Here is a 19,371-nt window from a genome sequence, read left to right as displayed (position 1 = left end):
GTTTCAATTTCCGATCTTGCGTGCCACCTGGCCGATGAAATGATTGAATCGCTTCTGTCCGAGGACGTGTGCGATGTCGCGCTCACCTTCGGGTATGGGTTCGGTACGCGTGAGCCAGTAATAGATATAGTGGGCTAGCGTCTCATAAGTGTAGGCGACGTCGCGCTCGATCTCGGCTTGACGTTGATCGAAGGCATCCACTCTTGCAAGCAACCGCTCTTCCAGAACCGACCTCGCTTCCGGTTCAAACCATGCCTTGAGCGCGTCCTCAACTATCGCCGTCTTGGTCACGCCCGGCTTGTCTGCCGCCTCACAGAGCTGCGCGTAGAGCTTTGTTGAAATCCGTATATTGACGCGCGGCTTTCCCATTGGATCAGAATCCAGGAAGGACGTCAGGGTCGCCGCGATCAGCCGCAACCGCGCGTCTTACCGTTTCGAGGTTTTGATCGCTCGCTGGATCAGCCTCATCTTCGATATCAGGGTCAACGACAGGCTCCGGCGCGCGTTTCTCAAGCTCATCATCCCTCACGAGCTCGGGCTCTTTAGTGCGTTTCAGCGCAACGCCGTCTGTCTCCGCATCAACTTTGGTCTTCGGCTCCTTGCAGGGCGGTGCAGCAACAATCGATGTCCATTCCGCGTCACAAGTTGCGTCGTCCCATGCCACCGGCGCGGGCGGCAAGACACGCCGCGTGAAATTTCCATCTTTGAAGTAGCGCAGCTTCCTGGCGCGTACGGGCGGCGCGCCGGACACCATGACAATTTCATCGCTGGCGGAGAGCTGCATGACCTCACCGGGCGTAATCAGAGCGCGCTGGGTTTCCTGACGCGAAACCATCATGTGGGAGAGCCAGGGCGCAAGCCGGTGACCGGTATAATTCTTCTGGGAGCGTAGCTCTGTTGTTGTACCGAGGGCGTCAGAGACGCGCTTGGCGGTACGCTCATCATTGGTCGCAAAGGCGATGCGCACATGACAGTTGTCGAGGATCGAATTGTTCGGCCCGTAAGCCTTTTCGATCTGGTTCAGCGACTGGGCGATCAGATAAGCCCGAATGCCGTAGCCTGCCATGAAGGCGAGCGCGCTTTCAAAGAAGTCGAGCCGTCCAAGCGCGGGAAACTCATCGAGCATGAAAAGAAGCTTTCGCCGGTCTTTCTCCGGCGAATCTTCTGTCAGCCTGCGTCCGATCTGGTTCATAATCAGGCGGATCAGCGGTTTGGTGCGTGACAGGTCTGATGGCGGCACGACCAGGTACAGCGATAGCGGGCTCTCCCCTTCAACCAGGTCTTCAATGCGCCAGTCGGACCGGCTTGTAACTTCGGCGATCACCGGGTCACGATAGAGCGACAGAAAACTCATGGCGGTCGACAAGACACCGGAGCGCTCATTCTCAGACTTGTTGAGGAGTTCGCGGGCAGCCTGCGCCACGATCGGATGAACGCCCTTCTCCCCCAGATGTGGCGTCGTCATCATGGTGCGGAGCGTCACCGCGAAGGAGCGCTTTGGATCAGACAGAAACCGGACGCAGCCGCTGAGTGTCTTGTCCTCCTCTGCATAGAGGACATGCAGGATAACCCCGACCAGTAAAGCGTGACCGGTCTTTTCCCAATGGTTTCGGCGTTCGAGCGAGCCTTCCGGATCGACCAGAATGTCAGCAATGTTCTGCACATCGCGCACTTCGTGCTCGCCCTGGCGCACGGCCATCAGCGGATTGTATTTCGGGGAGCGCCGATCGGTCGGATCAAACCGCACACAGCGCGAGAAGCTGGAGCGCCAACCAGAAGTCAGCTCCCAGTTCTCACCCTTGATGTCGTGGATGACGGCGCTGCCGGTCCAGGACAGCAAGGTCGGCACGACAAGGCCAACGCCCTTACCTGAGCGCGTCGGCGCAAACGCCATAACATGTTCGGGTCCGTCATGGCGAAGATAGCGCTTTTGCCAGCGTCCTAGGAACACGCCGCTATCCGCAAACAGGCCCGCGCGTTTCAGATCGGATGCACATGCCCACCGCGCTGAACCGTATGTCGTCACGTGTCGCTCGTGGCGACTGCGCAAGACAGAGCCAATGATTGCCGCCAGAAACCCCAGCGCCGAGCCGGAGACCGCGATCAAGCCGCCGCGTGCAAACACTTCCGGCGCATAGGCTTCATAGGCGTACCACCACTGGAAGAGCCGCCAGGGTTTGTAGATCGGTGTCTCGCCCGCCATGAACCATGGCGCGCCGAGGGCTGCCTGATAGCCAAGGTCTTCAGCGGTGATTTGTGTGGCAAGCCAGACCGCCCCGATGATGAGCGCGAACACCACCATGATCTGGCCAATAAGTATCTTTGTGCCGGTCATGGCGGTCTCCTTGAAAGGGCAATTTGTCTTTCTCCAAGGATGATCGCTTGCGCCCCGCACCGACCAGCGGGAATTCGCGCCAATGCACGCAAGTCTCTGCAAAGCCGTCCAACACGCCTAGCGCGATAGCCCTCTGGAGCGTCCCATATCGAGGCTCCAGCCAATGCCCGACGCAGTACGTTTGATCGTCAGCTCCCGTCCCATTTGCCGTCCAAGCGCGCTGCGCCATGGGACCAGCGCAAATTCCTTTGCATTGCCGATGATCGCCATGCGTCCAGTTGCCAGGTCCACATGGCCTTCGAATTTACCGTCAAAGCGCTCGCCGCGAGACAGCTGGACAGCCGCTCTCCCCGAGCGCGCTGCAATGGCCTCGCTTTCGCGTTTGAGCTCCAGGGTACGCAGCCTGGTCCTTTGCGCTTCGCCAAGTTCTGACTGATCAGGACCAAGATAGACTTGTTCCCGAAGCCAGACCTGACGGCGGGACTTCAAGTCCTGCGTGGCTTTTGAATGCCCTGCATCATTCTCTGAAAGCGAGTCGATCCAGGTGTCTCCGAGGCGGTCGATCTGCGCCTCCGGAGAGAGCCACGACAGGACGGTCAATCTGACGCCGCCGGAACGCCGCCCCTCATAGTCCGCTGCGCGCTCCAGAAACTGTTCATCGACATGCCATTCGCCGGTGGCAAGCCGTTCTCCAATACCTACCCGGCGTAAGGCTTCAAGCCGCCGCTTCAGGGACAGGCGGTAAGCCGGTTTCGATCCCGGGTCATGGCGGGCGTGCAAGTCTTCCGACCAGATGCCGCCCGTCTGCTCTGCCACCAGAGCAATCGCCTTGTCCGAAGCCCGCGCCATAGCGTTCACTTGGGACAACTCAACCACGGCACCGCGTGGTGGCCTCGCATGAACATCCACCGCCGCTGACGGCACATGCCAGATGCCGCCGTCAAAATCTTCAACCAGTAAATAGCGCGTATCGCGCAACTCGTCCTCCGGGCCATAGGCTTTCACGATGCCTGTAATGGATGGAGCGTCATCGTCTCTGTCCTGAGCAAAGCGAATAGCCATGTTTTGCTCCCCAAACTCTGACGCCAGGGTCCGGATGATATCGCCGCGTCGCCCCTGCCGTTTAAGCTGGGCTTGCCAGCCCTCTTTCAATTGCCAGGAGAACGCGCCATCCGCTTTTGCAAGGCCAAGAGATTCTAGGTGGCGCACACGTGCAATCCGCAGCGACCGGTCAAATCGCTCTCCGCTCGTGTTCGCATGGCCCGGCACAAACCTTCCTTGCTCGAGCCGGGTTTCGATCTCGCGATCAAGCCCGATCCAGCGGTCCTGTTCGACCTCATTCTGGCGAGCATTTGCGATTTCCAGCGTGCGTCTTGGTCCGTGTCTCTGGGTGGCGAGCTCTTCGGCGGCTTCGCGCAGGCCTTTGGTGAGATAGTCGCGGGCGATGACCACATCCTTCATCCGTGCGTCACGGCCACGCACCACAATATGCGTGTGGGGGTGACCGGTATTGTGGTGATCGACGGCGACCCAATCGAGCCGCCGCCCGACATCGCGTTCCATTCTTGCCATCAGCTCACGCGTGGCCTGTTTGAGGTCACCCATGCGCGCCCCATCTTCGGGTGAAACGATGATGCGAAACTGGTGGCGATCATGCTCGCTGCGCTCGAGAAAGTCGCGGGGGCTGATGCCTTCCTGTTCGCGGTCATAGAGGATGCCGCCTTCCCCTTCGCGGTCGACGCCGTCGCGTTGCAGATAGCTGACATGGGCGCGGAATAATCCGGGGCCTGCGCCGCGCGCTCGGGCGATGTGCACTTTGACGATGACGCGGCGCATCTGAGCCCGCGATAAATGCCGGTGCCTGGAGCCGCCTGTCCGCGCCGCGCCGCCCGTACCGTAGCGCGCGCCGGTGAAGGACGATTTTCGAGGACCTTTTGAAAGCCTTTTGCCCGCCTTGTTTAACTGGCGTGATAGGCGCTTTCCTGCGGGTCCGCCCTGGTCACGGATACGTCCGAGTCGCGGCGTGAACGGTCTCTCCTTACTCATTGCGGCGCTCTTTCTCCGTGCACCATGCAAGTCTCAATAAAAACAAGACTTTCCCGAAACCCCGTGCACCACAATGCTGTGCAAAGGGCGCCAAAAAACAGATGTGCAGACAAGGGGTTAGGCGCCATGTGGTGCCATAGCTTCAATCTTGCCCTACCGGGTTCGCTTCTCATCCCGTTGCATGCGCTTGTATCGCTTTGCATCCGCTTGCAGTCTTTCAGTCCTGAGCGATCATGAGGGGGATGGCGACGCCATCCAGGTCTTGCTGTTTGATAGGGCCGAAATATCGGCCATCCAGCGACGCCGGGTGCGGCGTCAGCAGGAAGAGTTCACCAGCCTCGAGCACGCTACAACCGCTCCACACAGGCAGGTTCCGCCCGGTTGAGTCGACGGTTTTCGCCACAGCAACAGTCTGATTATTGATCCGGATTTCGCGGTCATTCCGGCAGATTTCATCGCCGGGCAGGCCTGCAATCTGCTTCAATAGAGGCCAGTCTTTCCCGACATATCCGCGTGTTTCTGCCCACACAGCAACATCGCTCTGGCTGGAGACGACGACCCAACTGCCTTGGGTGAATGGGTCGTCGCTCAGCCAGTAAAGCCCTGTTGGCGCGCTTGCTGTCCGGTTCCAGATCAGGCGATCCAGCGGATCAAAAATCAATCCGAATATCAGAAGAGAGACGCCCGATAGGGTCAGCCAGAGACTGAGCCTTTTCATTTCGGATCACGCAGGCGCTCGGACGTGGACGCATAGGAATTGCGCTCTGACCAGCGAATGAGATCGGGCTTTGGATAGAAGACGCGTGCGCCATGTTTGCGATAGATGGGCCCGCGTCCCTCGCAGCGATAATGATCGAGCGTGGAACGTTTGAGCCGCAGAAACTTTGCCGCTTCGACCACGCTGAGGAGCTCCGGCCAATTGTCTCCATGCGAATTTTTCTTATCCGTTCTTGTCATTGTACACCTTTCCTTTTTGCTTGTTAGTGCTGGGAAAGGATTGGCCAGACATGCGGGCGTTTGCAGGGTTAAAATTCGTATGATGCATTTTCTCCCCGGCGCTTAACCAAAGAAAACACGCGGAAAAACCGCTCCGGAGATGCGCTCCGGAGCGGTTCATTTGTGCTGGCTTCTGGGTCTAGTCGCGCGGGTTCCAGAGGATCACGTGACGACCTTTCTTGCCTTTCACCGGCGCGAGGTTTGCGTAGATCTTGCGCGGGCCGATCTGCGGGTCAGCGAGGGTGATCGAGACATATTCTCTGCCGCTCGCCTTGGCTTTGCGAAGCCATCCGCCGCCGATTTCGGTGGAGGTTTCACCGGCATAGATGCGATAGTCCGGCTGACCTTCGGCGGCTTTGTCTGCGTTCTTCTCGATACGGATCGCGCTTGTAAGGTTCATCATTGCAAGAGCGCCTTCGAAGCCTGATTTGGTCTCTGAGACATATCCGAGTGCGTTGGCCATGGTGTTCTTCCTTTCGTTTCCATGTTGTCTTAAGGACCCCTTGTCCTCGTCGACGCCGGACCGCTCGGACGGCGCAAGGCGGGTCTGAACCCTGTCTTTTGCGCGCTCGCTTATCCGAAAAGTGGTTTCCACTTTTCGGGCGAGCCGCGACGAGGGGCGCAGCGCAGCGAAGCACCGGCCCGGTGAAGAATTTTGCCGCGCGAGGAGCCGCAAAGCGGCGGGGAAAATTCTTCGCAAGGGCCGGTTTCAAGGCCCGGCAGGCGTCGTCCAGGTCACACGGCATGAGACGGGACCAAGGGGTGCAGAGCGCATCTTCCGGAAACGGATAGAACCCGTCTGGCCAACCTGCTGGAGTATTCAACGCGCCCGAATACGCTGCGATGTTTTGCGTCTCGTGTTGCCGAAACTCTGTCTGGCGCGACGTCCAGTCTCAAAGAGTGCGCTGGACGCCGTCTAATCAGATCAGTGACACTTCGAGCGGCATTGCCAGTGGATTGATGAAAACCTGCCAGGCGTCGCCAGCCAGGGCAGCCTGCCATTTGAGCGCATTGACGGCATTTGCCGCCAGATGGCTCGTGACTGTTCCATCACCATAAAGGGCGGTGACAAGAAACATGTGTCTGCCCTCCACCTATCGTGACCAGAAGATATGAACTTCATCAAAGCCGGTTTGGAAGACCATGATCTCGCCATTGAGGGCCATGTCGCGGGCGAGCGCTTCCCAGTCGATATAGTAGCGAAGGCTCTGCGGAATCTGTGTGCCGGTATCTTCGTGCATCTGCTCGGCAAATTCGGCGGCGCTCAGATATTCGCCTGCATAGTCTTCGAAGGCGGCGCGCGCTTCGGCGAGATCATCGCCGAAATGGTTCAGCAGTTTGCCGCCAAGCTCGCCGTGTTCCGCAATAAAATCTGCCAGCTCGCACACGGTCTCGAATGAGGCGTATTCGGAAAGGTTTGCGCCTTCGAAGCCCTCATAATCATGGATGGCCCATTCTTCCGCGTCCGGGATCGGCGACGCCGCCAGCATGGCGCGCACCGCGTCCATGATCTCGTCCGGGGTGGTCGCATCGATCCAGCGCCCGTGCAGGCAGCCATTATTGTAGGCCGCAAGGCAGGCCACATAGATGCGGGGTGTCTCGGGCAGCGCGGGTGCTGTGGTTTCTGCAAGGGCTGCAGTGTTGGCGAGTTGGTCAGTCATGTCAGTCTCCTTTGCGCCGCCTTGCGTTCTTTCCCGCATCAGGCGGGGTGGGCGGCGAAAAGGGGCTCGGGCGGAGCGCATAAGGGCGCGGCGCAAGGGGTGCTGAAGGTAGGACACCTCAAGACGAAACATCATGACAAAGCCCCGCCCCCTTGCGCGGTGACCGCGCTCTGGCAGATGCACCGTCCGCCCAGTTCCGACTGTTCGGGAGAGTTATTGAGGCCGAAGGAATACAAGACTGCCTGCGCCAATGATACTGGATTGACCCCGTCCAGAAATAACAGTTGAGCGTTTTCCCGATTCTGCCTAATTTTCTCAAATAGGCTGATTTCGGCTCAAAGGGCGGCCATGGAAACTGACATTCTGACCATCAAGGAAGTGGCGGAATATCTGCGAATTACGGAGAAAACCGCCTATCGGCTGGCCTCCGAGCGCAAGATTCCGGGCTTCAAAGTGGGCGGCTCATGGCGGTTCCGCAAGGGCGAGATCGATGAGTGGATAGAGGACCAGAGGACAGGGTCAAACAAGGCTGAGAAGCCATAATTAAGAGGGGGCGAGCATGATCACCGACTATCATTCGAAGCTGTTCGCTCACGAGCTGTTGCGACGTCATTCGGTCGCCGATGCTGAGAAAATGGCAGGCACGCTGTTTGATGCGCAGGTCGACTTAAACCCGCATCAGGTTGAAGCCGCCCTATTCGCATTCAAATCTCCGCTTTCAAAAGGCGCGATCCTCGCTGATGAAGTTGGACTCGGCAAAACCATTGAAGCGGGCTTGGTGCTTTCGCAGAAATGGACCGAAGGCAAACGGCGTATTCTGATCGTTGGCCCTGCAAGCTTGCGCAAACAATGGGCGCAGGAGATTGAAGAAAAGTTCTTCCTGCCAAGCTTCATAATCGAGTCGCGAAACTACAAGAAGATCATCAAGGACGGCGGGCATCGCCCCTTCGAGCAACCGGCTATTGTCATCTGTTCGTTCCAATTTGCCGCGCGCCATGCGGACGAATTGATGATGACACCCTGGGATCTTGTGGTCATCGACGAAGCCCATCGCCTCAGAAATGTCTACCGGCCTGACAATAAAGTGGGGCGCGCGCTGAAGACTGCTTTTGGCAATGTTCCGAAGGTCTTGCTTACCGCCACGCCGCTGCAGAACTCTCTCATGGAGCTTTATGGGCTGGTCAGCATTATTGACGATTACGCCTTTGGCGACGCCAAAAGCTTCCGGGCACAATATGCGCGCCTCAGTGGTGATGGACAGTTCGATGAGCTGAAAGCGCGTCTCGAACCGATTTGTCACCGCACGCTCCGGCGTCAGGTCCTCGAATATATTCGTTATACGAACAGAATTCCGATCACACAGGAATTCGTGCCGGGACCTGAAGAGCAAAAGCTCTACGATTTTGTATCGGACTATCTCCAGCGTCCAACGTTGGCTGCGCTTCCATCAAGCCAGCGCACGCTGATGACGCTTATTCTTCGCAAGCTTCTGGCATCATCGACTTTTGCAATTGCTGGTGCACTGAATTCACTGGCGAACAAGCTTGAGCGGCAACTGAAAGATGACGCCACGCTCAAGAACAATCTTGAAGACCCGATCCCTGACGACATCGAAGAAGACTATGATGGGTTCGAGGAAACCGCGGAAGAATGGGTTGATGACGAAACGCCGCCTGATCTGCTTTCAGACGATGACATTGCCGTCATTGAAGAAGAGATCGAAGAACTCCGGCGGTTCAAGGATTTAGCAGTCTCGATCACTGAAAACGCTAAGGGGAAATCACTTCTGACCGCTTTGGCGGCTGGATTTAGCAAAGCCGATGAGCTTGGCGCCGCGCAAAAGACGATCATTTTCACGGAGTCCCGCCGCACGCAGGACTATCTCGTCCAACTTTTATCCGACAATGGTTATGATGGCGACCTGGTCCTGTTTAATGGCTCGAACGCCGACCTACAATCCAAAGCGATCTATGAGCAATGGAAGACGACTCATGCCGGCACCGACAAGGTGACCGGCTCGCGCACAGCGGATATGCGCGCGGCGCTCGTTGACCACTTCCGCAACAGCGCAAAAATCATGATCGCGACCGAGGCGGCGGCGGAAGGCATCAATTTGCAATTCTGTTCTATGGTCGTGAACTATGACCTGCCCTGGAACCCGCAACGGATCGAGCAGCGCATTGGTCGTTGTCATCGCTATGGCCAGAAGCATGACGTGGTCGTCGTCAACTTCCTTAACCGGAACAATGCCGCTGACCAGCGCGTGTTTGAGCTGCTTTCAGAGAAATTCCAACTCTTCAATGGCGTTTTTGGCGCCAGCGATGAGGTGCTCGGATCAATTGAGTCTGGCGTCGATTTTGAGCGCCGGATTTCAAAAATCTATCAGAGCTGCCGCACCCCGGATGAGATTGAAACGGCTTTTGAAACGCTGCGCACGGAAATGGATGAGCAGATCGCGGAAACCATGGACAATACGCGCCAAAAACTGCTCGAACATTTCGATGCTGAGGTGCATGACCGTCTTAAGATGAATATGGAGAAGGCCAGCGCCTATCTCGATCGCTATACAAAAATTCTCTGGGCACTGACCAAACATGAACTCGGAAAGCGCGCGCAATTCGATGACGGCCATCACACGTTCACACTGAAACAAGCGATCGACGGCGTCGATGCGCCGGTCGGCGGCTACTTCCTGCGCAAGGAAGGCCTCGAAGGCCACCGCTACCGCCTTGGCCATCCACTCGCTCGTCATGTTTTGGAGAGCGCGGCAGAACGCAGCCTCAACAGCGCATCCCTCACCCTCGACTATACCGGCTGGCCTGCAAAGGCAGCGGCGTTGGAGCCCTTTGTCGGCGCAAGCGGGACGGCGCTGGTCCACAAGCTATCCGTGCGCGGTTCTGATGATCAGGACCATATCATTATCGTCGCGCGCGCTGATGATGGTCAGGTGTTGCCTGAGACGGCGGCGCGGCGGCTGTTCGACCTACCCGTTAAAGCTGTAACAGATCAGGCTGTCTCGACGCCGAGCGACATGCAGGCCGCGATCTCCAACGCCGAGGAGGCCATCCTCGCCGATGTGCAGAAGCGCAAATCGGAATGGATGATCGAGGAGTCGAAAAAGCTCGATGGCTGGGCCGATGATCTTGTCGCGCAAGCCGAGAAGGAGCTGGTGGACGCCAAGAACCGCGAGCGCGACCTGAAACGCGAGATGCGCGCCTCAAGCGATCCGCAGCGCCAGCATGAAATCCAAACCGAAATCCACGAGATTGAAAAATCCAAACGCCGACTTCGCCAGAATATCTTCGAAGTCGAGGACAAGATTTACGAAAAACGCGATGCGATGATCGCAGAAATCGAAGCCCGCCTTCAGCAAAGCATTGAGCGTAGCGCCCTATTCGCCGTCCGCTGGACGGTGGTTTGAGGACGTATAGAGAGATCCGAATGAACCAGAACGAGAAACAACGCACACGCCTTATTGGTCTCTTGAAAGAGCTGTTCCAGCTTGATCAGCCCGATCTCGACTTCGGGCTCTACCGGATCATGCACGCCAAGGCCGATCAGGTGTCGCGCTTTCTGGAAGAGGACCTCCTGAAAATCATTAAGGACGCCTTTGGCGAGGCAGATGAGGCGAAACTCGCCGAAGCGCAGGCCGCCTATGAAGCCGCAAAGCAAAAGGCCGTCGAATATGGGGCCGCAGACCCGGAGGCGACCGAACCTGTCAAAAAGGCCAAAGCGGTGCTCGACGCTGTCCGCAATGCGGAGACGCATGAGGGCGATGTCTATGACCATCTCTACCGCTTCTTCGAGCGGTATTACGATGGCGGCGATTTCATGTCGCGGCGCTATTTTGCGCGCGAGACCGACGGCAAGGCCGCGCCCTACGCCGTGCCCTATGATGGGCGCGAGGTTTATCTTCACTGGGCGAACCGCGACCAGTATTACATCAAGACTTCAGAATATCTGACCAACTTTACATTCGATCCGACCAAAGCGCCGGAGCATCCAAAGCTCGACACCGCCAAACCGATGAAAGTGCATTGCCGCATCGTGTCGGCGAGCGAGGGTGAGCACAACAATGTCAAGGCCAGCGAACAAACCGAACGCTTCTTCCTGATCCACGAGGCCGAGCCCTTGAAGCTCGAAACCGGCGAGACGGGCGAGCCAGAGCTTGTGCTGCAGTTCGAATATCGCGCCGATCCAAAAAAGACCGGCCAGTCGGGCACCTGGGCGAAGAAGCGGCTGGAGGAAGCCGCCGAGGCCATCAAGGCCGCCCTGCCGAAACTCGAGGGGGCGGAGGCATTCACCGCCGCGCTGATGACGCCCGCGCCGACAGAAAAGCAGAAAGACCGCACCCTGCTGGAGAAATATCTCGCGCAGTACACGGCGCGCAACACGATGGATTATTTCATCCATAAGGACCTTGGCGGGTTCCTGCGCCGCGAGCTCGATTTCTATATCAAGAACGAGATCATGCGCCTCGATGATATCGAGACAGCGGACGCCTCCCAGGTCGAGGCCTATCTCGCGCGCGTGAAAGTGCTGCGCCGCATTGCGCGCCACCTGATCGACTTCCTCGCCCAGCTGGAGGACTTCCAGAAAAAGCTCTGGCTGAAGAAGAAATTCGTCACCGACACGCAATATTGCATCACGCTCGACCGCATACCGGAAGACTTCTACGCGGAGATCGCCGCCAAGGAAGGCCAGCGCGAGGAGTGGGTGCGCCTCTTCGCGATTGACGCGCTGGAGGGCTATTCAACGCCGCTGACGGTGGAATTCCTCAAGGCAAATGACAAGCTGCTGATCGACACAGCGCTGTTCGGCGAGGATTTCCGGGATCGTGTGGCGGCGGAGATGCAGGGATTGGATGCTGGCTTGGGGGGCTTGCTCTTTCATTCCGACAACTTTCAGGCGCTCCAAGCACTTAAAGCGAAGCATGATCGTGGTGTGAAATGCGTTTACATCGACCCTCCTTATAATTCCGGTAGTGGCGACTTTATTTACAAAGATGCATACCGAAATTCGTCTTGGCTAACAATGCTGAGAGATCGACTAATCGCGACACAATCTATCTTAACCGATGACGCAGTCTACTTCGTTCACATCGATGATAAGGACGATGAAAACCGGGTTAGTCACAGGCTCATGAATTTGATCGAGGATCATTTTGGAAAGCGAAACTATTTAGACAATCTGATTTGGGCTAAAAATACAACTCACAATGATGCCAGCACGTTCTCGCATAATCACGAATATATTCTAGCCTTCGCGAAAGATCGCGATAAAGCGGCAGAGCAACATGCGATGTTCCGGCAAGCTAAGCCAGGTTTCGCTGAAGTAATGGAGCTTATACAGCACCTCAATCCGAGCTATCCGAGCCTTAGCGAGGCAAAAAGCGCTTTGATTGAGCTGTATAAATCTAAGACGCAAGATTATAAATATGAATCACTCGCTGCCGGACTAGAATGGAATGAAGAAACAAAGCGCAACGATCCTTGGAAAGGCATAAAACAATACAAGTTTGTTGAGTATCGAGATGCCGACGGCAACTGGGTTGAGCCAACCGAGGCAAAAAAGTTAGATGCGAAACTAGCTGTATATCGTGAAAATGACCCTTCTTGGCCGAATGCAAGCAGCCTCAACGCAGCGCATAAAAATCGCCACAATGAGGAATATCGCTTCTACGAACCGCTTCATCCGATCACAAAGAGTCCTTGCCCGGCGCCAGCGCGTGGGTGGCTGTGGCGCAGGAGTCCTAACCCCGACCGTCCAGACACCTTATCATTTGAGGCACTAGCGAACGCACATCTGATTCACTTTGGCGATGATGAAAAGAAAATTCCTCAGTATAAGAGATTTCTACAAAATGTTGGTTCTGATGTCGTGAAATCTGTCATCACCGATTTCACTGATGGTGAAAAGCAGCTCGCCAATGTAGTTGGTGAACGAGGAACATTTCCTAACCCCAAACCCATATCGATTGGCCAAAAGCTAGTTGAAATAACGACTGGTAGCGGCGACACTGTTATTGATTATTTTGCTGGCTCAGGCTCGTCTGGTGAAGCAATAATGCATCAAAATAGACTTGATTCAGCAAACCGCTTTTATATCCTCGTGGAAATGGGAAGCCATTTTGACGTAACCCTACTTCCCAGGATGAAAGCCAGCACCTACTCCTCCGAATGGAAAGACGGCAAACCCGTGTCGCGCGACGGCCTCTCCCATGCCTTCAAATATCTCCGCCTCGAATCCTATGAAGACGCGCTGAACAATCTCGCGCTCCGCACCGCGCCGGACCTTGCCGCGGCAGGCGACACATTCCGCCGCGACTATATGTTGAAATACTGGCTCGACTTCGAGACCAAGGGCAGCCCGTCCCTGCTCAATATCGAGACCTTTGACGATCCGACCGACTATCGCCTGAACATCAAGACGCCGGGCACGGATGAATATACCGAACGCGCGGTCGATCTGGTTGAAACCTTCAACTGGCTGATGGGCCTGCACGTGGAACATCTCGATCGCTGGCGCGGCTTTGACGCCAAATTCAAGCGCGAGCCCGATCCGGAACTGCCCAAGGATGAGACCACGCGCCTCATCCTCAATGGCAAGTTGACCGAAAGCAATGACGGCAAATGGCGCTTTCGCAAGGTGGAGGGCTATACGCTGACCACGCCCGGCGATGATACCTCACGCGAGAAGACGCTGGTCATCTGGCGTGTGCTGACCGGCAATCTCGAAGAAGATAATCTGATGCTCGACGAGTGGTTCCGCAAATACCGCCTCTCAACCCAGGACACCGAGTTTGACGTCATCTATGTGAACGGCTCGAACAATCTGCCTAACCTGCGCCAGGAAGGTGAAAGCTGGAAAGTCCGCCTGCTCGAAGAAGCCTTCCACCAGGCCATGTGGGACGTGGAGGGTTAAGGGATGGAAACGGAGAGCCCCAGCGTAGAACAGGTTGTTGGCCAGCAATCCAATTGGGTATTGGACTTGATAGGCTCGATCCCAACTGAAATCTGGGTGGTAGTGGCAACCGCAATTGTCGGAGTCATCGGTTGGTTCGGCAGAACCGCGTTCGACGCCTGGAACAAGTCTCGTCTGCCATTCAAGCAGGATCGCAGTCGGTATGAAGCTATGATTGCATGTGTTGACCCACTGCACTTCCACTATTTGAAACAAACGCCGATGGACGCGATTGGCAATCTTTCACTCGACGGCATCGACAATGCTTGTGAGCAACTTTCACAACTCGCTGTTGGGAAACCCTCCTACTTGCATAAAAAGCTGGCGACTAAAGAAAAGGACCTCCTTTCAAGCGTTGCAGATTTGGCAGAATTTCTCCCAACTCAGCTCTACCCCCATAGAGCAAATGCGAAGCTCTTTACGATGTACTGGGATAATTTCGATGAGTGGGATGATGACCAGCAACGTCGCGCAGCTGCTAAACAGCAAGAGATCATGAGTAAGGTGGATGCAGCTATTTCTGCGTTTGAAACCTATCGTGATTATGGCAACAAGCTGTTTGCGGACAGGCTCGTGAAGGAGAAGTCCGATGGCTAAACCGAAAAAGCCGAAACAGCTCCCCTTCGGCCACAAGCTCGTTCTCAATCAGTGGATCATAAGCCTGTTCGGCTTTGATCCCCTCTATCGCGTCAAGGCAGGCGAGAATACGCTCAAACCCATTAAGCCCTTTGCCGACATGCTCGCAACGAAAGCGGATGGGCTCGATGCGGACAATCTCCATCGTTTCTACAAGCATCTCGACCTGGAGCTTCAGGAAGATGCGGCGATTACTAAGGCCGACCTCCTGCGTTATGAGCAGAACATTGTCAGCAACACGCTGGCGATCAATGAGAAGCGCCAACGTCCGATTGTCTGGAAATACTATCAGTGGCTCTCGCTTCTGTTCGCGGAGATCTATCTCGACCGCTATTTCACCGACATCCACGCGCTGCGTCGAGACCTTAATGCCTATGTGAAGACGTTCAACGAATATTGGGAGGGCGAAGGCTATGAGACCGGCATAACGCCCTTCATCCTCGATGAGCTGAACAAGGTGTGCCTGCAGAACGCCACGGGCTCGGGCAAGACACTGCTGATGCACGTAAATTTCCTGCAGTTCCGGCACTATGCTGGCAAGTCGGCGCTGAAGGATGACCTGACAAGGACAATTCTGATCACGCCGAATGAAGGCCTTTCGCGGCAACATGCAGGCGAGCTGAAAGCTAGCGGTATAATCACTGAGCGACTTATCACAGACAGCGGTGATCTTCTTTCAACGGGTCGCAATGGGTTACGCCAAGTCGACTTTACCGAAGTGACGAAACTTGCCGAACAAGATGGTCCCAACATCATTGCTGTGCGAAACTTAGGTGACCAGAACCTGTTGCTTGTAGACGAAGCACATCGCGGTATGGGGAGTACAGAGGAACGTGGCTGGTTCGCCAATCGCGCCAAGCTCGCCGAGCGCGGCTTTGTGTTCGAGTATTCAGCGACATTCAAAGAAGCGACGACGGCTGCAAAGAAGGACGATATCACCGAGGCATATGCCAAGTCGGTCCTGTTTGATTATTCGTATCGGTATTTTTATGAGGATGGCTACGGCAAGGACTACCGAATCTTCAACCTGCCGCGCACTTTTGACGAGTTACAGTTCTCGTATCTGACCGCGTGCCTGCTGGCCTATTACCAACAGCTGCGGCTGTACGAAGACAAGAACGTTGAGTTCGACGGCTACAATATAGAGAAGCCGCTCTGGGTCTTTGTCGGCGCCAGCGTCACCGGCGGAAAGCGGACTAATATCGAAGAAGGCACGATTTCGGACGTCGGCAAGATAATCGCCTTCCTTGCTCGCTTCCTGAAAGATAACGCCGCTGCGGCAGACGAGATCGACAACATTCTCTCCAGCAATGGCGAGAAGACCGGCCTGCTCGACAGAAGCGGCAATGACATTTTCGTCGGCGGGTTTGCATATCTCAGCACGCTGAAATCTTCGCAAGGCTTCACCGCTCAGGATTTCTTGAAAGACATCCACCAGCGCGTTTTTCAGTCATCGGCAGGCGGACAACTGGCAATCGCTCGAATCAAAGGCGACGACAATGAAGTCATGCTTAGGGTCGGGCAATCAGAAACCCCTTTCGGCCTCATCAATGTTGGCGATGCTTCAGGTCTTTCAAACCATATCGCGGAACGAGAATTTGAGAACGTGAATGTGCTCGACAGCGAGTTCTCAGACACGCTGTTCGGACAAATCAATGAGTCTTCATCACCACTCAATCTACTGATCGGATCAAAGAGATTTGTAGAAGGCTGGGATTGCTGGCGGGTAAGCACCCTCGGCCTGATGCATGTTGGTAAGTCTGAAGGGTCGCAAATCATTCAGCTCTTTGGCCGTGGTGTACGCTTAAAGGGACACGATTGGTCACTGCAGCGGAGCGGGTTTTCTACGCCCTCACACCAGCCAGATTTCATTCAATATGCTGAAACGCTCAATGTGTTTGGCGTCGAAGCAGATTTCATGGAACGCTTTCGGGCATTTCTGAAAGAGGAAGAGCTGCCTTCAAACGACAAAAAGGAAGTCTTCCCGATCCGTCTCAATGTTACCTATGATTTCGGCCAGAACCTGATGGTCCTCCGACCTCGGCGAAAGAAGTCAAACGGTAAAGAATACGACTTCAAACGCGATGCTGCTGTGCCAATGTTCGGCGAGGTTCCAGATAAGTTGCGGGAAAAGATAATCGCAATTGATTGGTATCCCAGAATTCAATCATTGGAGTCACGCCGTGGCGCTGCGATCGGATTGAAGAACGAGCAAACATTCTTAACTTTGCATGCTGCATTCCTTGACGAGCACGATCTTTTCTTCCGCCTAGAGCGTTTCAAACGCGAGAGAACCTGGCACAACTTCAACATACAAAAAGATCAACTGAAGCCACTTCTCGCCGATGGCTCTTGGTACAAGATCATCGTTCCTTCGGGACGGATGACTTTTGACGATCCATCGAACATCGCGCTGTGGCAGGAAATGGCGGCAGAGCTCCTACAGAAGTATGCTGAGGAATATTACAATTATCGCAAAGCGGCGTTTATCGAACCGCGGCTGGAATTGCGCCCGATTGCCGATGATGACCCAAATATACCGACTGCTGATTTCTACCAGCTCCGCGTCGACTCGAGTGAGTCAAAACTGATTGCAGACATAAAGGCGCTGTCAAAGGAGCTGGAAGTTAAGAAGAAAGGTGTGCTGACTGCAGGCGATCTAAAAGGGTGCCTTCTTTCGAACCATCTTTACAAACCTGTTTTGCATGTGCGCAAAGGCGGAAAAGTCCAGGTCACACCCGTCTCATTGAATGAGAGCGAAATTCAGTTTGTTGAAGATCTGGTGTCCTATCTCGATCAGTCGCAGGCCGCCCTCAATCAAGATGGCATAGAGGCGTTTTTACTGCGCAATGAAAGCCGCGGTCGCGGCATGGGCTTCTTTGAAGCCGGTAATTTCTATCCAGATTTCCTGCTATGGCTTGTTAAAGGCAACACTCAAAGTTTGGCGTTCATTGAGCCCCACGGCCTTCAGCATGAAGGACCAGGACATAAGAAAATCGCCTTTCATCAGACTATTAAGGACATCGAGCTGCGGTTAGGAAATCCCAATGTTTCACTCAATAGTTTCATTATAACGCCTTCGCGGCATTCGAAACTAAATTGGGGGCTCTCCATCGATGAGCTGAATGATCTCAATGTCTATTTCATGGAGGATCAAGCTGAGCTTTACGTGTCATCTATTTTTGACGCGCTATTGTCGAGCGGTGTTTTAGCTGCCGCTTGATCGCAGGGGGTTAACACGCTCGGTTCAGCCACCCGCCAATTCAGACTAAGTAAGTTGGTATGCCGCACCAATAGCGCTCATCCACCCCTCAATATCCGCCGCAATCGCATCTCCACCCTCAGAACTGCGCACCTCCGACAATTCTTCATACGCCTGCGGAATGGTGCGCCAGAGGTCTGGATCGGCATGGTCATCGTGAAGCCGCTTTGAGATAGCTTCATCCATGCGTTTCCGGTCTGCTTCACTCAGGGTTTCGGGTGCGGCGGCATAGACGATACGCTGGGCCAGCTGCTGCAGACGCTCGTCTTCAAAGGACCGGATCAAGGCGGCTTTTCCCGGCCAATATGCGCGATGAAAAGCGTCCATGCGTGAGGAATCCTCTCGAGACGGGAAGCCTTCAAAGATCCGCTGCTCAAGATGTTCTGCTTCCGGCCATGGCTCCTTTAGGGCTGCGGCGGTCTGCAGAAGCTTCGCGCACGCTTCCTCACTTGAAGCCAGCAATTCGCCCTGAGCGAGCATGTCAGCGTCGGGCTCATATCCAAGCGCCCTGGCGGTGGCCTGATCCAGAACGACCGGGGCCTTATTGAGGGCAATCTCCCGAACCGGCTTTGGTGATGCGGTCAGCCTCTTCTTCAACGCCTCGTCATCGAGGGAGAATATTTCATTCCAGTGTGCATCAAGGCGCAGGCAGCTCGCGGCACTTGTCGAGGCACCTTGCTGATCCACGCGCTGCCCCCACCAGACACTTGGTCCACTGATGAAGTACTCGACAAATAGCAAAGGCGCTCCTGGAACGAGCCTTGAGGCCATGTCAGATTTTCGGGCTGCAGCGACATTGGATGCCCAAAGCTCGGAACACTTCTCTGCCAGAATGCGGGCAATGAAAATGGTGGCTTCCACGTCGGCGAGCGCGTCGTGGGCGTTTTCGTGGGCAAAGCCATTCATCGGCGCGAGCTGATCCAGCTTGAACCCGGTCCGACCTCGCGGCGTTTTCGGATAGCTGAACACACCTTTGTAGAGATGTGATGCGGCCTGGACGAGCGGCAGGATATCCATGCGTGCATTGTTGTTTGTTACGGTGAGATATGGCGGATGCAGGGTCTGCCAGAAGGCACGCTGCATAAGGGGCTCATCGAAGCGCATGGAATTGTAGCCTGCATAGATGGCTGGTCCCCAGCTTTCCAGCTTTACCCTGATCGCGCACATCATCTCGTAGAAGCTTGGAAGGCTCTCATCATCCAGCATGTCCGGGGTAACGCCCGTGACCTTGAGAGCCATCGGGGCCGGGACAATCCAGGGCAGTCGCCGACACCGCATTTCGAAGCGCTCAACTTCTTCAAGCTGATCATTGGTCAGAATGGCTGCAAACTGCAGCACCTGATCGAACACCGTATTGGTCCCGGTCGTCTCGGTGTCGTAAAATACAAACAGGCGCTTGCCCCTCCGGATATTTAATACGCCAGTCTGGCGTGATTCAGGCTCAACGCTGTTATATCAGCGATTTACGGGGG

The 19,371-nt window shown here is 55.4% G+C and carries 14 protein-coding genes; 5 read left to right on the top strand and 9 right to left on the bottom strand.

Annotation, left to right across the window (positions count from 1 at the left end):
- Window positions 1–3: 3 nt before the first annotated feature.
- The 8 genes from RAL90_RS05450 to RAL90_RS05415 all read right to left on the bottom strand — a co-directional run bounded on the left by RAL90_RS05450 (window position 4) and on the right by RAL90_RS05415 (window position 7,038).
- Window positions 4–369, bottom strand: a complete 366-nt coding sequence (locus RAL90_RS05450) for a hypothetical protein (RefSeq protein ID WP_306253508.1) — start codon at window positions 367–369, stop codon at window positions 4–6.
- Between the two features lie 4 nt (window positions 370–373).
- A complete protein-coding gene (locus RAL90_RS05445) occupies window positions 374–2,335 on the bottom strand; it encodes a conjugal transfer protein TraG (protein WP_306253507.1) in 1,962 nt (653 codons plus the stop codon).
- Between the two features lie 117 nt (window positions 2,336–2,452).
- Window positions 2,453–4,381, bottom strand: coding sequence for a DUF3363 domain-containing protein (locus tag RAL90_RS05440; protein ID WP_306253506.1), 1,929 nt, complete (start codon window positions 4,379–4,381; stop codon window positions 2,453–2,455).
- Between the two features lie 217 nt (window positions 4,382–4,598).
- On the bottom strand, window positions 4,599–5,099 hold the full coding sequence (locus tag RAL90_RS05435; RefSeq protein ID WP_306253505.1) for a S26 family signal peptidase: 501 nt from the start codon (window positions 5,097–5,099) through the stop codon (window positions 4,599–4,601).
- Window positions 5,096–5,338, bottom strand: coding sequence for a helix-turn-helix domain-containing protein (locus RAL90_RS05430; RefSeq protein ID WP_291073264.1), 243 nt, complete (start codon window positions 5,336–5,338; stop codon window positions 5,096–5,098). Before RAL90_RS05430 ends, RAL90_RS05435 begins: the two co-directional genes overlap by 4 nt.
- A 178-nt stretch (window positions 5,339–5,516) precedes the next feature.
- Window positions 5,517–5,840, bottom strand: a complete 324-nt coding sequence (locus RAL90_RS05425; protein WP_306253504.1) for a DUF736 domain-containing protein — start codon at window positions 5,838–5,840, stop codon at window positions 5,517–5,519.
- A gap of 457 nt (window positions 5,841–6,297) precedes the next feature.
- Window positions 6,298–6,456, bottom strand: coding sequence for a hypothetical protein (locus RAL90_RS05420; RefSeq protein ID WP_306253503.1), 159 nt, complete (start codon window positions 6,454–6,456; stop codon window positions 6,298–6,300).
- A gap of 15 nt (window positions 6,457–6,471) precedes the next feature.
- Window positions 6,472–7,038 carry an antirestriction protein ArdA gene (locus RAL90_RS05415; RefSeq protein WP_306253502.1) on the bottom strand — a complete coding sequence of 189 codons (567 nt, stop codon included), beginning with the start codon at window positions 7,036–7,038 and terminating at the stop codon, window positions 6,472–6,474.
- A 348-nt stretch (window positions 7,039–7,386) separates the two neighbouring features.
- Here RAL90_RS05415 and RAL90_RS05410 point away from each other — a divergent pair, with 348 nt between their 5' ends.
- Genes RAL90_RS05410 through RAL90_RS05390 form a run of 5 tightly spaced genes read left to right on the top strand, consistent with a single transcriptional unit; the run spans window position 7,387 to window position 17,860 of the window.
- The gene (locus RAL90_RS05410) at window positions 7,387–7,581 is read left to right on the top strand and encodes a helix-turn-helix domain-containing protein (protein ID WP_306253501.1); all 195 of its coding nucleotides are present in this window, start codon (window positions 7,387–7,389) and stop codon (window positions 7,579–7,581) included.
- Window positions 7,582–7,597: 16 nt separating this feature from the next.
- Window positions 7,598–10,459 carry an SNF2-related protein gene (locus RAL90_RS05405; RefSeq protein ID WP_306253500.1) on the top strand — a complete coding sequence of 954 codons (2,862 nt, stop codon included), beginning with the start codon at window positions 7,598–7,600 and terminating at the stop codon, window positions 10,457–10,459.
- Between the two features lie 20 nt (window positions 10,460–10,479).
- Window positions 10,480–13,962, top strand: a complete 3,483-nt coding sequence (locus RAL90_RS05400) for a site-specific DNA-methyltransferase (protein WP_306253499.1) — start codon at window positions 10,480–10,482, stop codon at window positions 13,960–13,962.
- Between the two features lie 3 nt (window positions 13,963–13,965).
- Window positions 13,966–14,598, top strand: a complete 633-nt coding sequence (locus RAL90_RS05395) for a hypothetical protein (protein ID WP_306253498.1) — start codon at window positions 13,966–13,968, stop codon at window positions 14,596–14,598.
- Window positions 14,591–17,860: a DEAD/DEAH box helicase gene (locus RAL90_RS05390; protein WP_306253497.1), complete on the top strand. Its 3,270-nt coding sequence runs from the start codon at window positions 14,591–14,593 to the stop codon at window positions 17,858–17,860. The genes RAL90_RS05395 and RAL90_RS05390 overlap by 8 nt, the downstream gene beginning before the upstream one ends.
- A 45-nt stretch (window positions 17,861–17,905) precedes the next feature.
- On the opposite strand, the gene RAL90_RS05385 is transcribed toward RAL90_RS05390, so the two are convergent.
- Window positions 17,906–19,291 carry an exonuclease domain-containing protein gene (locus RAL90_RS05385; RefSeq protein ID WP_306254041.1) on the bottom strand — a complete coding sequence of 462 codons (1,386 nt, stop codon included), beginning with the start codon at window positions 19,289–19,291 and terminating at the stop codon, window positions 17,906–17,908.
- Window positions 19,292–19,371: the final 80 nt, after the last annotated feature.

The sequence above is a fragment of the Parvularcula sp. IMCC14364 genome (genome assembly GCF_030758415.1).
Lineage (GTDB): Bacteria > Pseudomonadota > Alphaproteobacteria > Caulobacterales > Parvularculaceae > Aquisalinus.
The sequence above is the reverse complement of the archived record's forward strand: the minus strand, read 5'-3'. Positions and strand labels throughout refer to the sequence as shown.

What these genes read in the sequence shown, in the direction of transcription:
- RAL90_RS05430 (WP_291073264.1), bottom strand. Translation starts at nt 5,338, where the DNA reads ATGACAAGAACGGATAAGAAAAATTCGCATGGAGACAATTGGCCGGAG.
- RAL90_RS05390 (WP_306253497.1), top strand. Translation starts at nt 14,591, where the DNA reads ATGGCTAAACCGAAAAAGCCGAAACAGCTCCCCTTCGGCCACAAGCTC.
- RAL90_RS05440 (WP_306253506.1), bottom strand. Translation starts at nt 4,381, where the DNA reads ATGAGTAAGGAGAGACCGTTCACGCCGCGACTCGGACGTATCCGTGAC.
- RAL90_RS05415 (WP_306253502.1), bottom strand. Translation starts at nt 7,038, where the DNA reads ATGACTGACCAACTCGCCAACACTGCAGCCCTTGCAGAAACCACAGCA.
- RAL90_RS05425 (WP_306253504.1), bottom strand. Translation starts at nt 5,840, where the DNA reads ATGGCCAACGCACTCGGATATGTCTCAGAGACCAAATCAGGCTTCGAA.
- RAL90_RS05450 (WP_306253508.1), bottom strand. Translation starts at nt 369, where the DNA reads ATGGGAAAGCCGCGCGTCAATATACGGATTTCAACAAAGCTCTACGCG.
- RAL90_RS05405 (WP_306253500.1), top strand. Translation starts at nt 7,598, where the DNA reads ATGATCACCGACTATCATTCGAAGCTGTTCGCTCACGAGCTGTTGCGA.
- RAL90_RS05395 (WP_306253498.1), top strand. Translation starts at nt 13,966, where the DNA reads ATGGAAACGGAGAGCCCCAGCGTAGAACAGGTTGTTGGCCAGCAATCC.
- RAL90_RS05445 (WP_306253507.1), bottom strand. Translation starts at nt 2,335, where the DNA reads ATGACCGGCACAAAGATACTTATTGGCCAGATCATGGTGGTGTTCGCG.
- RAL90_RS05435 (WP_306253505.1), bottom strand. Translation starts at nt 5,099, where the DNA reads ATGAAAAGGCTCAGTCTCTGGCTGACCCTATCGGGCGTCTCTCTTCTG.
- RAL90_RS05410 (WP_306253501.1), top strand. Translation starts at nt 7,387, where the DNA reads ATGGAAACTGACATTCTGACCATCAAGGAAGTGGCGGAATATCTGCGA.
- RAL90_RS05400 (WP_306253499.1), top strand. Translation starts at nt 10,480, where the DNA reads ATGAACCAGAACGAGAAACAACGCACACGCCTTATTGGTCTCTTGAAA.
- RAL90_RS05420 (WP_306253503.1), bottom strand. Translation starts at nt 6,456, where the DNA reads ATGTTTCTTGTCACCGCCCTTTATGGTGATGGAACAGTCACGAGCCAT.